The organism is Streptomyces odonnellii (assembly GCF_000981895.1).
Taxonomy (GTDB): Bacteria; Actinomycetota; Actinomycetes; order Streptomycetales; family Streptomycetaceae; genus Streptomyces; species Streptomyces odonnellii.
In genome coordinates this window covers 1-13,493 of sequence record NZ_LATD01000269.1, presented here as the reverse complement: position 1 = coordinate 13,493, position 13,493 = coordinate 1, and the positions used below count along the sequence as shown (strand labels likewise).

Annotated in this window: 12 protein-coding genes; 4 read left to right on the top strand and 8 right to left on the bottom strand. The window is 72.1% G+C overall.

The window, feature by feature from the left end; translation table 11 throughout:
- Positions 1-316: 316 nt before the first annotated feature.
- From WH07_RS23835 to WH07_RS23825, 3 genes are all read right to left on the bottom strand, one after another.
- A complete protein-coding gene (locus tag WH07_RS23835) occupies positions 317-1,972 on the bottom strand; it encodes a phospho-sugar mutase (protein WP_046503694.1) in 1,656 nt (551 codons plus the stop codon).
- Between the two features lie 290 nt (positions 1,973-2,262).
- Positions 2,263-3,090: a purine-nucleoside phosphorylase gene (locus WH07_RS23830; protein ID WP_046503691.1), complete on the bottom strand. Its 828-nt coding sequence runs from the start codon at positions 3,088-3,090 to the stop codon at positions 2,263-2,265.
- 185 nt (positions 3,091-3,275) lie between these two features.
- On the bottom strand, positions 3,276-3,713 hold the full coding sequence (locus tag WH07_RS23825) for a gamma-glutamylcyclotransferase (protein ID WP_046503703.1): 438 nt from the start codon (positions 3,711-3,713) through the stop codon (positions 3,276-3,278).
- Positions 3,714-3,929: 216 nt separating this feature from the next.
- Between WH07_RS23825 and WH07_RS23820 the strand changes: the two genes are divergently transcribed.
- Together WH07_RS23820 and WH07_RS23815 are read left to right on the top strand one after the other, a co-directional pair.
- Positions 3,930-5,369, top strand: coding sequence for an NAD(P)H-quinone dehydrogenase (locus tag WH07_RS23820; protein WP_046503688.1), 1,440 nt, complete (start codon positions 3,930-3,932; stop codon positions 5,367-5,369).
- Positions 5,370-5,558: 189 nt separating this feature from the next.
- The gene (locus WH07_RS23815; protein ID WP_079023503.1) at positions 5,559-6,590 is read left to right on the top strand and encodes a DeoR/GlpR family DNA-binding transcription regulator; all 1,032 of its coding nucleotides are present in this window, start codon (positions 5,559-5,561) and stop codon (positions 6,588-6,590) included.
- A gap of 425 nt (positions 6,591-7,015) precedes the next feature.
- Here the strand turns inward: WH07_RS23815 and WH07_RS23810 are convergent, their stop codons facing one another.
- Entirely contained in the window at positions 7,016-7,612 is a 597-nt protein-coding gene (locus WH07_RS23810) for a TetR/AcrR family transcriptional regulator (RefSeq protein ID WP_046503683.1), read from the bottom strand.
- Between the two features lie 136 nt (positions 7,613-7,748).
- A complete protein-coding gene (locus WH07_RS23805) occupies positions 7,749-9,503 on the bottom strand; it encodes an acetyl/propionyl/methylcrotonyl-CoA carboxylase subunit alpha (protein WP_046503680.1) in 1,755 nt (584 codons plus the stop codon).
- Between the two features lie 341 nt (positions 9,504-9,844).
- Here WH07_RS23805 and WH07_RS23800 point away from each other — a divergent pair, with 341 nt between their 5' ends.
- The gene (locus WH07_RS23800; protein WP_046503700.1) at positions 9,845-10,267 is read left to right on the top strand and encodes a hypothetical protein; all 423 of its coding nucleotides are present in this window, start codon (positions 9,845-9,847) and stop codon (positions 10,265-10,267) included.
- Between the two features lie 73 nt (positions 10,268-10,340).
- Here the strand turns inward: WH07_RS23800 and WH07_RS23795 are convergent, their stop codons facing one another.
- The 3 genes from WH07_RS23795 to WH07_RS23790 all read right to left on the bottom strand — a co-directional run bounded on the left by WH07_RS23795 (position 10,341) and on the right by WH07_RS23790 (position 11,857).
- The gene (locus WH07_RS23795) at positions 10,341-10,955 is read right to left on the bottom strand and encodes a Maf family protein (protein ID WP_198533879.1); all 615 of its coding nucleotides are present in this window, start codon (positions 10,953-10,955) and stop codon (positions 10,341-10,343) included.
- Between the two features lie 34 nt (positions 10,956-10,989).
- Entirely contained in the window at positions 10,990-11,118 is a 129-nt protein-coding gene (gene mmpB / locus WH07_RS41800; protein ID WP_269801385.1) for a morphogenic membrane protein MmpB, read from the bottom strand.
- Positions 11,119-11,209: 91 nt separating this feature from the next.
- The gene (locus WH07_RS23790) at positions 11,210-11,857 is read right to left on the bottom strand and encodes a TetR/AcrR family transcriptional regulator (protein WP_046503678.1); all 648 of its coding nucleotides are present in this window, start codon (positions 11,855-11,857) and stop codon (positions 11,210-11,212) included.
- Positions 11,858-11,938: 81 nt separating this feature from the next.
- Here WH07_RS23790 and WH07_RS23785 point away from each other — a divergent pair, with 81 nt between their 5' ends.
- Positions 11,939-13,336: an MFS transporter gene (locus WH07_RS23785; RefSeq protein ID WP_046503675.1), complete on the top strand. Its 1,398-nt coding sequence runs from the start codon at positions 11,939-11,941 to the stop codon at positions 13,334-13,336.
- The last annotated feature ends 157 nt before the right edge of the window (positions 13,337-13,493 follow it).

Genomic DNA, 13,493 nt, shown 5'->3' with positions numbered 1-13,493 from the left:
GGGTCGGAGGAGGTGCGTGGCCGGACACTAAAGCGTGATGTGTGGCGCCAGGACGCGTGATACTCCGTACGCCTCAGGGCGCCGTAAATCATGCCGTCCGGACATCCGCCTCCGCAGGCCCCGGCCCCCGCACCCACCACGCAGCACACCCCGGTGCCGGCCAGCACAACCAAGCCCGTCCGGCGTTTGAGGACGGAACCGTCCGCCCCGGCGCCGGAGGCCGGTCCGTGCCGCCCGGCACAATTAAGCCCGTCCGGCAATTGAGGACGGACCGGCACCCCGGGCGGGCCCGGGAAAGCACCGCGCCCCGCACCCGCTAAATGCCCGCCGCCACCGCCATGTCCCGCTTCAGCGCGCCCAGTACCTCCGCCGCCGCAGACCTCGCTCCCGCCAGCCCCGTCGCGTCCGCCACCGGGATCACCACCTCCAGGTAGCACTTGAGCTTCGGTTCCGTGCCGCTCGGGCGGACGATGACGCGGGCCCGGTACGCGCCCGACAGGTGGTAGCGAAGGCCGTCCGTCGGCGGGAGTGTCGCCGAGCCCTCCGCCAGGTCCTCCGTGGAGACGACGGACAGGCCCGCCAGCTCCACCGGCGGACGCTCCCGCAGCCGCCGCATCGCGTCCGCGATCAGTGACAGGTCCTTGACGCGGACCGAGAGCTGGCCGGTCGCGTGCAGGCCGTGCGTCACGGCCAGGTCGTCGAGGAGGTCGGCCAGCGTACGGCCCTGCGCCTTCAGTTCGGACGCCAGCTCCGCCACCAGCAGCGCCGCCGTGATCCCGTCCTTGTCCTTCACGCCCTCGGGGTCGACGCAGTAGCCGAGCGCCTCCTCGTACCCGTACCGCAGTCCCTCGACCCGGGCGATCCACTTGAAGCCGGTCAGCGTCTCCTCGTACCCCAGCTCCGCCGCCTCGGCGATCCGGCCGAGCAGCGACGACGAGACGATCGACTCGGCGAAGGTGCCGCGCGCGCCCTTGTGGACGAGATGCGCGGCGAGCAGCGCGCCGGTCTCGTCCCCGCTGAGCATCCGCCAGCCCGCGCCGCCCTCGGCGGACTCGTCCGGCACGGCCACCGCGCACCGGTCCGCGTCCGGGTCATTGGCGATGACCAGGTCGGGCTGGACGTGCCGGGCCGTCGCGAAGGCCAGATCCATCGCGCCGGGCTCCTCCGGGTTGGGGAACGCGACGGTCGGGAACGCCGGATCGGGCTCGGCCTGCTCCGGCACCGGGACCGGCGCGGGGAAGCCGGCGCGCGCGAAGGCCGCCAGCAGGGTTTCCGTACCGACGCCGTGCAGCGCCGTGTGGACGGTCCGGGCGGTACGGGGCGTGCCGGGCGTCAGAACCGTGTCCGTACGTTCCAGATACGCCGTCAGGACCTCTTCCCCGAGGATCTCCCAGCCGCGGTCCGGACGCGGTACGGAAGCGAGCGGGCCGACCGCGTCGATCCGGGCCGCGATCTCGCCGTCCGCGGGCGGCACGATCTGGGAGCCGCCGCCCAGATAGACCTTGTAGCCGTTGTCCCGGGGCGGGTTGTGGCTCGCGGTGACCTCCACCCCGGCCACGGCCCCCAGATGCCGTACGGCGAAGGCCAGTACAGGGGTGGGCAGTGCCCGGGGCAGGACGGCCGCGCGCAGCCCCGCGCCGGTCATCACGGCGGCGGTGTCCCGCGCGAACTCCTCCGACTTGTAGCGCGCGTCGTAGCCGATGACGACCAGTCCGCCGCCGTCGCCGCGGTCCGTCAGATACTCGGCCAGGCCGGCCGCCGCCCGGATGACCACGGCCCGGTTCATCCGCATGGGCCCGGCGCCCAGCTCCCCGCGCAGCCCGGCCGTGCCGAAGCGGAGGGTGCCGGAGAACCGTTCGGTGAGCGAGTCCAGATCCCCGGCCTCGATGATCCGGGCTAGTTCCTCGCGGGTCTCGCCGTCCGGGTCCTCGGCCAGCCAGGCCCTGGCCCGGGTGATGACGTCCTGCTCCATGGGGTCCTGCTGCTGCACGGTAGGGGGAACCTCCTTGCGCCCTGGACGGGCGCCGTTCTCGCGGAGGTGGTCCGCCCCCGCTTCCGGTTGCTCAGTGCTCAGCTTGGTGAGCGGTGCTCTGTCCGGTGGCCAGTGCTCTGCCGCTCTGTTCTGTGAGCGGTGCTCCGCCCGGTGGCCGGTGCTCTGCTCGGTGCTTGCGCCGCGCCACCCGCGCGGCGCCGGGACCGTGGTGGCCGCGCCCTGCCGGCCGCACCGTCCCGGCCAGATCTTCTTCCCTGCCGGGGCGGTGCTCAGACGCGTTCGAGCACCCGGGCCAGCAGCGCGCCCATCTGCGTCGCCGAGTCACGGCCCGCCTGGAGGACCTCCTCGTGGTTGAGGGGCTCGCCCGACAGGCCCGCGGCCAGATTGGTGACCAGCGAGATCCCCAGCACCTCGGCGCCAGCCTCGCGCGCCGCGATGGCCTCCAGGACCGTGGACATGCCGACGAGATCGCCGCCCATCACCCGGACCATGTTGATCTCGGCGGGCGTCTCGTAGTGCGGCCCGGGGAACTGTACGTACACCCCCTCCTCCAGCTCCGGGTCGATCTCCTTGCACAGCGCGCGCAGCCGCGGCGAGTACAGGTCCGTCAGATCGACGAAGTTCGCCCCGACGATCGGCGAGACGGCCGTCAGATTGATGTGGTCGCTGATCAGTACGGGCTGGCCCGGGCGCATGCCCTCGCGCAGCCCGCCGCAGCCGTTGGTCAGGACGACGGTCTTGCAGCCCGCGGCGACGGCGGTACGTACCCCGTGCGCCACCGCCGCCACATCGCGGCGCTCGTAGAAGTGCGTGCGGCCGAGGAAGACCAGGGCGCGCTTGTCGGCGATCTTGTACGAGCGGATCAGCCCGCCGTGGCCCGCCACGGCGGGCGGGGGGAACCCCGGCAGCTCCGTCACGGGAAACTCCGCCTCGGGCTCGCCGAGCGCTTCGACGGCCGGTGCCCAGCCGGAGCCCATCACAAGGACGACGTCATGGGTCTCGGCGCCGGTCAGCTCGCGCAGGCGCGCGGCGGCGGCGCCTGCGGCGGCCAGGGGGTCGGGTCCGTCGGCGTTGGCCGGGATAACAAATGCGTTCACGCGGATGAGGGTAGCCGGTCATTCCCTACGCGCGTAGATGATGTCCATATGCTCTTGACATCGTTGTGCTGTCGTTTCCGACAAAAGAAGTGACCGCGCGGGTCCGTACGAGTGACCGGGTGTCCGGTCTGTGCGGGTATGTCCGTCACTTTCCGGCCGGACACCCACTGCTTCCGGACGCCGGCTCAGCAGGGACGCTTGCGCAGTTCCATCACATAGTCGTGCGGGGCTCCCGCCGATTCCGCCGCGTCCGCCAGCTCACCCAGATAGCGGGCGGAGGGCAGCCCGCCCTCGTACGCGTTCAGTACGTACATCCAGGCCGGTTCCTCGCCGTCCAGGGTGTGCACGCGGATCCGCATCCGGCGGTATATGTCGAGCCCCACACCCTCCCAGCGGTCCATGGAGTCCTCGTCCATCGGGGCGATGTCGTACAGCGCGACGAAGACCTGCGAGCGCGGCGCCTCCACCACCGTGACCAGCGCGCCCTCCCAGCCCATCTGCTCGCCGCCGAAGGTGAGCCGCCAGCCGTTGAGCCAGCCGGTGCCGCGCAGCGGGGAATGCGGGGCGCGGCGGGACATCAGCCGCGCGTCGAGGTTGCCGGCGTACGCGGCGTAGAGCGACATGAGGTTGAGGGTACGGGAGGTACGGGCGTGGCCGACGGTCCACCGGCCCGGGGGTCCCGGATGGCGCCCGGGGGTTTCCCGATGGAGGGCCCCGGGGCGAAGCTGGGGTGAGCGTACGGGACACTGGAGTACGTACTGCATCCCCCGGGGGACTCCCCCGGAACCCCGGCCGGGGTGGCAGACGGGCCGGGTTGACAACGCGAGGCGGATTTTTTCGTGACCCGGATCGTGATCATCGGTGGCGGACCCGGCGGCTATGAGGCGGCCCTGGTCGGAGCCCAGCTCGGCGCGGAGGTGACCGTCGTGGACTGCGACGGCCTCGGCGGGGCGTCGGTGCTCACCGACTGCGTGCCGTCGAAGACCCTCATCGCCACGGCCGAGGTGATGACCACCTTCGACTCCTCGTACGAGGAGCTGGGCATCATCGTCGCGGACGACACGCCTCCGCTGGAGCGGTCGGCCCGGGTCGTCGGCGTCGACCTCGGCAAGGTCAACCGGCGGGTGAAGCGGCTCGCGCTCGCCCAGTCCCACGACATCACCGCCTCCGTGACCCGGGCCGGCGCGCGGGTCATGCGCGGCCGCGGCCGGCTCGACGGGCGGCAGGCCGTGGACGGCTCGCGCCAGGTGATCGTGACCGCGGCCGACGGCAGCGAGGAGTCGCTCACCGCCGACGCCGTGCTGATCGCCACGGGCGCGCACCCCCGGGAGATCCCGGACGCGCGGCCGGACGGCGAGCGCATCCTCAACTGGACGCAGGTGTACGACCTGGACGAGCTGCCCGCGGAACTGATCGTGGTCGGCTCCGGTGTGACGGGTGCCGAGTTCGCGGGCGCCTACCAGGCCCTGGGCTCGCGTGTCACCCTCGTCTCCTCCCGCGACCGGGTGCTGCCCGGCGAGGACCCGGACGCCGCCGCCGTACTGGAGGACGTCTTCCGGCGCCGGGGCATGAACGTGATGTCCCGCTCCCGCGCCGAGGCCGCCAAGCGGGTCGGTGACCGGGTCGAGGTCACCCTCTCCGACGGGCGGATCATCTCCGGTACGCACTGTCTGATGGCGGTCGGCGCGATACCGAACACCGCGGGAATGGGCCTGGAGGAGGCCGGGGTCGTCCTCAAGGAGTCCGGCCACATCAGGACCGACCGGGTCTCCCGTACCTCCGCCCCGGGCGTGTACGCCGCCGGGGACGTCACCGGGATCTTCGCGCTCGCCTCCGTCGCGGCCATGCAGGGCCGGATCGCGATGTACCACTTCCTCGGCGACGCGGTGGCGCCGCTCAACCTCAAGACCGTCTCGTCGAACGTCTTCACCGACCCGGAGATCGCGACCGTCGGCTACAGCCAGGCGGACGTCGACAGCGGCCGGATCGACGCGCGGGTCGTCAAGCTGCCGCTGCTGCGGAACGCGCGCGCCAAGATGCAGGGCGTCAGGGACGGCTTCGTCAAGATATTCGCCCGGCCGGGTACGGGGATCGTCGTCGGCGGTGTGGTCGTCGCGCCCCGCGCGAGCGAGCTGATCCACCCCATCTCGCTCGCCGTCGACAACAGTCTGACCGTCGAGCAGATCGCCAACGCGTTCACCGTGTACCCCTCGCTGTCGGGCTCGATCGCCGAGGTGGCACGGCAGTTGCACACGCGAAAGACGGCGGAGGAGAGCTGAGTCCGCCGCGCCGGGGGCCCCGTACGGGGTGCTGACGGGGGGTCCCGCGCAGGCCCGGGTGGCGGTTCTGTCCGGTGTGGACAGCGTTCGTATCGGCGTATACCACTTCGTGCGCTCGTCTGAGTACAACTTCTGTTATTCGGCGCAAACTGCTGAAAGCAGACGGTCGTTGGGGTTACTGTCAGTTTCGTGTTCGCTGCAGAACGTCGCCAATTGATCCTCGAAATGGTGCGCGCCAACGGAGCCGTGTCGCTCCGGGAGCTCGCCCGCGTCGTCCAGACCTCCGAAGTGACCGTACGGCGGGACGTGCGGGCGCTGGAGGCGGAAGGACTCCTCGACCGCCGGCACGGCGGTGCGGTATTGCCGGGCGGATTCACGCGAGAATCCGGCTTTCCGCAAAAGTCCCATCTCGCAACGGCGGAGAAGACGGCCATCGCCGATCTCGCCGCGAGCTTCGTCGAAGAGGGCGAGGCCGTGGTGGTCGGTGCCGGTACGACCACGCAGGAGCTGGCGCGCCGGCTCGCGCGGATCCCCGGCCTGACCGTCGTCACCAACTCCCTGCTGGTCGCGCAGGCGCTGGCCCATGCCAACCGGGTCGAGGTCGTCATGACCGGCGGCACGCTGCGCGGTTCGAACTACGCGCTGGTCGGCAGCGGGGCGGAGCAGTCCCTCCAGGGGCTGCGCGTCACCCGTGCGTTCCTCTCGGGGAGCGGACTGACGGCCGAGCGCGGTCTCTCCACCTCCAACATGCTGTCGGCGAGCGTCGACCGGGCGCTGGTGCAGGCGGCTGCGGAGGTCGTGGTGCTGGCCGACCATACGAAGCTCGGTACGGACACGATGTTCCAGACGGTGCCCACGGATCTGATCAGCCGTCTGGTGACGGACGAGCCGCCGGCGCACGACGATCGCGCGGGTACGGAGCTCCAGGCGCTGGCGGACCAGGGAGTACAGGTCGCGGTGGCGGGCGCGGGCGCGGGCTCCGCGGGCCCGGGTCCGGGGCCGGGCTCCGGTCCGGCGCCCGGCGCGGGCGGCGACCCGCAGCCACCGGCCCGCCAGCCGCGCCGCGATGTCCCGGTGCCGGGCCAGCGCCGTACGCACGGCGGGCCGCCGGGCGGTACGGCGGGCGGCCCCGGCGCGCAACTGCGCAGCGCGCCGACGTCACTGACGGCACCGGACCCGACGGAACGAGCGGCCCGGGTGGCAGACCTGCGTCGCCGCTAGGGCGTGTCTTCAAAGTCCCGTCTGACCGGCGACGCCTGGCACGCACGCTCGCCGCGTTGTCGGGATCATCCAAGTACGTCCGGGCCATCGACGGTGTTGACCCTCCGCCTTGCGATCGCACGCACCAGACGCCGTCGGCCCCGCCCTTCGGGCGGACGACGCTACTTTGAAGACACGCCCTAGGCCCTGTCCGGCGGCCCTGTCCGGGCGCGTACCACCCCCGGGCCCGCCCGCCCGGCCGGCCGGTCCGTCCTCAATCGCCGGACGGGCTTGATACTGGGCGCGGCGGCAGAGATCAGCCAGCCCGGCGTTTGAGGACGGAGCCGGTGCGCCCGGTGCCGGGGGCACATTTCGGTTGGGCTCCGGCCGAGGCCGGAAAATCAGCCCGTCCGGCGATTGAGGACAGACGCGACCGGCGCCGCGGGCTACGCGGACGGCTTCAGGCCCGTCAGGGTGAGGTTCAGGAGGCGGTCCGCCAGTTCCGGGGCCGACGGGGACTGCTCCGCCGCCAGCGCGATCGCGTTCGTGAGCTGCATCAGATCGTCGATCGACACCTCCGCCCGCACATACCCCGCCTGCTGCGCCCGCACCAGCAGCCGTTCCCCCGCCGCCCGCAGCGGCACGCTGCACTCCGACAGCGCCGAACTCTGGTCGTACGAGACCGACATCAGGGCGCGCGACAGCCCCCGGTACTCGCCCGCGTGCGTGATCAGGGCGCGCAGCCACTCGACCAGGGACGCGCAGGGCGGATCGGCCCTGGAGAGTTCGCGGGAGCGTTCCAGCAGCGCGGCCAGGGCCTCCTGGAAGACCGCGTTCAGCAGCGCGTGGCGGTTGGGGAAGTGGCGGTAGAGCGTACCGATGCCCACACCCGCGCGACGTGCGATGTCCTCCAGCGAGGCGTCCGTGCCGTGCTCCGCGAAGCACGCGCGCGCCTCGGTCAGCAGCCGTTCGTAGTTGCGGCGCGCGTCCGCGCGCATGGGCCGCGGTGTCTGTGCCGTACTGGGCGCCGTACTCGTCGCCATTCGCGGTCCTCCTCCCACCCGGTGGCGTCCAGGATGCCAGGCCCGCGGGCCGTACCGGGTACGACGAGGTCTGTCCCGCCGCGCGGGGCCTGGGCCGCCGGACCGGATCCGGCGGCCGTCAGCCGTGAGCCGGAGGTCAGTCCTTGATCTCGCAGATCGTCGCGCCCGAGGTGAGTGACGCGCCGACCTCCGCCGAGAGGCCCTTGATGGTGCCCGAACGGTGCGCGTTCAGGGGCTGTTCCATCTTCATCGCCTCCAGCACGACCACCAGATCGCCCTCCTTGACCTGCTGGCCCTCCTCGACCGCGACCTTCACGATCGTGCCCTGCATCGGGGAGGCCAGGGTGTCGCCGGAGGCCGCCGAGGCGGACTTCTTGGCCGCGCGCCGCTTGGGCTTGGCGCCCGCGGCGAGGCCGGTACGGGCCAGGGTCATGCCCAGGCTGGTGGGCAGCGAGACCTCCAGCCGCTTGCCGCCGACCTCGACCACGACCGTCTCACGGCCGGGCTCGTCATCGGTCTCGGCGTCGGCCGGGGCCGCGAAGGCCGGGATGTCGTTGACGAACTCGGTCTCCATCCAGCGGGTGTGGACGCTGAACGGGTTGGACGTGAACGCCGGGTCGGTGACGACCTTGCGGTGGAAGGGGATCGCCGTGGCCATCCCCTCGACGGTGAACTCGTCGAGCGCCCGCGACGCCCGCTGGAGCGCCTGCTCGCGGGTGGCGCCGGTGATGATCAGCTTGGCCAGCAGGGAGTCCCAGGCCGGGCCGATGACCGAGCCCGACTCGACGCCCGCGTCCAGCCGGACACCGGGGCCGGCGGGCGGGGCGAAGGTGGTGACCGTGCCGGGCGCGGGCAGGAAGCCGCGGCCCGGGTCCTCGCCGTTGATACGGAACTCGAAGGAGTGCCCGCGCACCGGCGGGTCGTCGTACCCCAGCGGCTCGCCGTCCGCGATCCGGAACATCTCGCGGACCAGGTCGATCCCGGTGACCTCCTCGGTGACCGGATGCTCCACCTGGAGACGGGTGTTGACCTCCAGGAAGGAGATCGTGCCGTCGGTGCCGACGAGGAACTCGACCGTGCCCGCGCCGACGTACCCCGCCTCCTTGAGGATCGCCTTGGACGCCGCGTACAGCTCGGCGTTCTGCTCGTCGGAGAGGAACGGCGCCGGGGCCTCCTCGACCAGCTTCTGGTGGCGGCGCTGGAGCGAGCAGTCACGGGTGGAGACGACCACCACATGCCCGTGCTTGTCGGCCAGGCACTGGGTCTCGACATGCCGGGGCTTGTCCAGGTAGCGCTCGACGAAGCACTCGCCGCGGCCGAAGGCGGCGACCGCCTCGCGCACGGCCGAGTCGTACAGCTCGGGGATCTCCTCGAGCGTACGGGCGACCTTGAGGCCGCGCCCGCCGCCGCCGAAGGCCGCCTTGATGGCGATCGGCAATCCGTGCTCCTCGGCGAACGCGACGACCTCGCCGGAACCGGAGACCGGGTCGGGGGTGCCCGCCACCAGGGGGGCGCCGGCGCGCTGTGCGATATGGCGGGCGGCGACCTTGTCACCGAGGTCGCGGATGGCCTGCGGCGGCGGGCCGATCCAGGTCAGCCCGGCGTCCAGGACGGCCTGTGCGAATTCCGCGTTCTCGGACAGGAATCCATAGCCCGGATGGATCGCGTCCGCGCCCGAATCCTTCGCCGCCTGGAGCACCTTGGCCATGTCCAGATAGCTGGCCGCCGGGGTGTCACCGCCCAGGGCGAACGCCTCGTCTGCCGCGCGGACGTGCAGGGCGTCCCGGTCCGGGTCGGCGTAGACGGCTACGCTCAGGATCCCGGCATCCCGGCAGGCACGGGCGACGCGGACAGCGATTTCGCCTCGGTTGGCGATGAGCACCTTGCGCACGATGGCTCCCTCCTTGAAACAAGCTGAGTTTAGGGACTGCCGACACGCCCCATCGAACAGTCCCCATTCGTGAGCTTCCCCACACGGAGCGTGTTTCGAGGCCGGCTCAAGTCGCGAAATCCCTTGTGACACCACGGTACGCCGCGATCCACCGTCGCACAGTAGCGTCCTGATGTGGTCCAGCTCTCTGTCCGAGTGCCCCTCGGCGGATCACGATTCTTTGTGGAGTCCCTACGAATGGCCGAATGGTCCGCCGGCTTCGTTCGGGCCCTTGTCCGAAGGTTTACCCGTTAGTAGCGTGCGCGATGTCGTACGTACTGGCGGTAACAGAGAACAAGGGAATGGGGTGGGGAGCTGTGGCGCGGAGACCGGTGGCCTGGGTGGCTGCGGTCGTACTGCTGCTGGAGGCACTCGGCATCGTGTTCGTGAACGGGGTGCTCGCCACGGTGGTCCACAACCAGCGGATGTCCCTGGCGGGGCTCGATCCTGACGCGATGTCCGCCGGAAGCTGGGCGCTGGGCGGGATCCTCGGGGCGCATCTCGTGCTGTGCGCGGCGATCGTGGTGCGTACGGCCATCAGGGACCGGGCACCCGGCCGCTGGGCGCGGTACGCGCTGATCGCCTGCGCGGTGGTGCACGGGGTGCTGGGCGCGCTGACGGTGGGGCTGGTGGGGTGGACGGCCTTCGCGTTCCTGATGGTGGTGCTGGGGATGCTCGTCCTGATCCTGGTGGCGTACGAGCAGCGGGAGGCGGCCGCGGCCTGAGGTCAACCGCCGCGTCGGCGGCGGGAGTCCGGGTCCGGTTCAGGTGTGGGGCCGGTTCGGGTCCGGGGCCGGTTCAGGCCCACAGGTCCGTGATCGTGATGCCGTGCTCGGCGAGCAGCCTGCGCAGCAGGGGCAGCGACAGGCCGATGACATTGCCGTGGTCGCCTTCGATGGAGTCCACGAAGGGCGCGGAGAGGCCGTCCAGGGTGAAGGCGCCCGCGACGAGGAGGGGTTCGCCGGAGGCGACGTACGCGGCGATCTCGTCGTCCGTCGGGCTGCCGAAGCGGACGGTGGTCGAGGCGGTCGCCGAGACGCTGCGGCCGGTCTCGGTGTCGATCACGCAGTGGCCGGTACGGAGGATTCCGGCGCGCCCGCGCATCGACTTCCAGCGGGAGGTCGCCTCCTCCGCGTCGGCGGGCTTGCCGAGCGCCTCGCCGTCCAGCTCCAGCAGGGAGTCGCAGCCGATGACCAGGGCGCCGGCCGCCTCGGGGCGCGCGGCCACGGCGGCGGCCTTGGCCTCGGCGAGTACGAGCACGAGCGCGGCCGCGTCCGGTGCGGAGAGCGCGTCCTCGTCGACCCCGCTGACGATCACCTCGGGCGCGAGCCCCGCCTGCCGGAGCAGATCGAGCCGGGCGGGGGAGGCGGAGGCGAGGACGAGCCGACGGCGCTGATCAGTCATGCGGGCCATGGTAGGTGCCTCCGTACACCCCGGCGAAGGCCGGTCAGTGCAGACCGAGCACGATCATCGCCAGCACCACGGCCAGCGCGAGCAGTATGCCCGCGCGGCGCATCATCGACTGGGCGTCACGCAGTTCCTGGGGCGGCTCGTTCTTGGGGTCGGACCACAGCATGGAGCCGATCCTCCGGCCGCCGGGCCCGGAGCGCCTGAGTACGGGTACTCATCCCCGACGCCCCGACACCGCGGCGGGCCGGGTCGGACCGTCAGCGGAACGCGCCCGCCCGCGCTCCGGCGAGGGCCACCGCCACGGCCCGCTCGGCGTCGGCCGGGGCCAGCGGTTCGCGGCTGACGGCGAAGCGGTAGTAGAGGGGTGCGGAGACGGCGCGCAGGACCTCGGTCGCGTCCGTACCGGCCGGGATCTCGCCCCGTGCGACGGAACGTGCCACCGCCGGGGCCCATTCGCGCAGCCGGGTCGTGTAGAAGCCGTTCAGCGCGGTGGCGCACTCCTCGTCGCAGGCGGCGGAGGCGATGACCGCCTGGAAGACGGGTCCCATCCGGGGGTCGGTGAGCGTCTTCAGTACGAGCAGGGCGTTGGCCCGCAGGTCGCCTTCGAGGTCCCCGGTGTCGGCGGCGGGCAGCGACTGCTCGGCCATGTCGTGCAGGAGGTCGGTGATGAGCCCGATCGGCGATCCCCAGCGCCGGTAGACGGTGGTCTTGCCGACGCCCGCCGCCGCCGCGACCCGGTCCATGTTGAGGGCGTGGAAACCCTGCTCGACCAGGGCGTCCTGGGTGGCCTCCAGGACCGCGGCCCGGACCTTGGCGGTGCGTCCCCCGGGGCGGACGGTCCCGGGAGTGGCCGGGGCGGCCTCCGGGGTGGTCGGCTCGGTGCTCAAACGGGTCTCCTGTTCCATTAACTACTCTCGTCCTGCTACCGTCATGGCATCTTAATGGAACCGGGGGCCCATTTATGGGTTCCGGGGAGGGGTAGAGCCATGACCACAGCCGAGCCGGCGGTGCCGGTCCGCGCGCCGGGAGACCACCGGATGGACGGGCGGGCACGCCTGACCCTGGTGGTGCTCCTGGTCGCTCAGTTCATGCTCGCGGTCGACTTCTCGATCCTCAATGTCGCGCTGCCCGCGATCGGTGAGGGGCTCGGCTTCTCCCTCGCCGGGCTCCAGTGGGTCGCCACCGCCTTCGCCCTGGCCGCCGCGGGTTTCACCCTTCTCTTCGGGCGGATCGCGGATCTCGTCGGGCGGCGCAGGATCTTCCTCGGCGGCATGGTCCTGCTCGGGGTCTCCTCCCTGGCGGGCGGACTCGCGGCGAGCCCCGGAACCCTGCTGGTCGCACGGGCCGCGCAGGGCCTCGCCACCGCCGCCGTCACTCCCGCCGGACTCTCGCTGCTGACCACCGCGTTCCCCGAGGGCCCGGCGCGCGACAGAGCGCTGGGGCTCAACGGCGCGCTCATGTCCGCGGGGTTCACCACCGGCGCGGTCCTCGGCGGCGTACTGACCGATCTGCTCTCCTGGCGCTGGGCGTTCCTGATCAATGTGCCGGTGGCCCTGGCCGTCGTCGCGATCGCCCCCGCCGTGCTGAAGGAGAGCCGCCCGGAGAAGCGGTCCCGGCTCGACATACCGGGCGCCCTCACCGTCACCGGCGGACTGCTCGCCCTGGTGTACGGACTCACCGCCGCCGGTGAGCACGGCTGGAGCAGCCCGTACGCACTCGTCCCGCTCGCCCTCGGCGCCGTATTCCTGACCGGGTTCCTCGCTCTGGAGAAACGGTCCGCCGCGCCGCTCGTACCCGTGCGGATCCTGCGTCGCCGGACCGTCGTCTGGGGCAATCTCGCCGGTCTTGTCGCCTTCGCCACCGAGACCTCGCTGGTCTTCCTGATGACGCTGTACCTCCAGCAGGTCCTCGGCTTCTCACCGCTGGCCGCCGGCTTGTCCTTCGGGGTGCTCGGCGCCGGTACGGTCCTGGGCGGGGTGGTGGCCTCGCGCGTCATCGGCCGGTACGGCACCCGCGCCACGCTGATCGCGGGCGGGCTGCTCCAGGCGGGCGCGACGGCCTCCCTGTTCGCGCTCGGCGACGACCGGGGCTGGCTGGCTCTGCTGCTCGCGGGGACGTTCGCGGGCGGGGTCGGGAACATGCTGGCGATCGTCGGCTTCATGGTCACGGCGACCTCGGGGCTGCCGGACGCGGAGCAGGGCACGGCGACCGGGCTCGCGACGATGACCCAGCAGATCGGGATCACCGTGGGCACACCGGTGATGGCTGCCGTGGTCGTCACCTCGGGCACGCTGCTCACCGGGATCGGGTCGGCGGTCCTGGTCAACGCGGCGCTCGTGCTGGCCGGAGCGATCGCGGCGGGCCTGTTCCTGAAGCGCCCCTGACGCCGGGCACGCCGCGTCCTCAGGCGCCGGACGGGCTGCTGTGCCGTGTCGCCAAACGCCGGACGGGCCGGCGTCGGGCCCCGCGCTTTCAGCCCGGCCAGTACGTCCGTGCCCAGGCCCTCGGGCCCGGGGCCGGGGTGCGGCGGCGGGCGATACG

What these genes read in the sequence shown, in the direction of transcription:
- WH07_RS23795 (WP_198533879.1), bottom strand. Translation starts at nt 10,955, where the DNA reads ATGGCCCGCATGACTGATCAGCGCCGTCGGCTCGTCCTCGCCTCCGCC.
- WH07_RS23835 (WP_046503694.1), bottom strand. Translation starts at nt 1,972, where the DNA reads ATGGAGCAGGACGTCATCACCCGGGCCAGGGCCTGGCTGGCCGAGGAC.
- WH07_RS23790 (WP_046503678.1), bottom strand. Translation starts at nt 11,857, where the DNA reads ATGGAACAGGAGACCCGTTTGAGCACCGAGCCGACCACCCCGGAGGCC.
- WH07_RS23825 (WP_046503703.1), bottom strand. Translation starts at nt 3,713, where the DNA reads ATGTCGCTCTACGCCGCGTACGCCGGCAACCTCGACGCGCGGCTGATG.
- WH07_RS23810 (WP_046503683.1), bottom strand. Translation starts at nt 7,612, where the DNA reads ATGGCGACGAGTACGGCGCCCAGTACGGCACAGACACCGCGGCCCATG.
- mmpB (WP_269801385.1), bottom strand. Translation starts at nt 11,118, where the DNA reads ATGCTGTGGTCCGACCCCAAGAACGAGCCGCCCCAGGAACTGCGTGAC.
- WH07_RS23800 (WP_046503700.1), top strand. Translation starts at nt 9,845, where the DNA reads ATGGGGTGGGGAGCTGTGGCGCGGAGACCGGTGGCCTGGGTGGCTGCG.
- WH07_RS23785 (WP_046503675.1), top strand. Translation starts at nt 11,939, where the DNA reads ATGACCACAGCCGAGCCGGCGGTGCCGGTCCGCGCGCCGGGAGACCAC.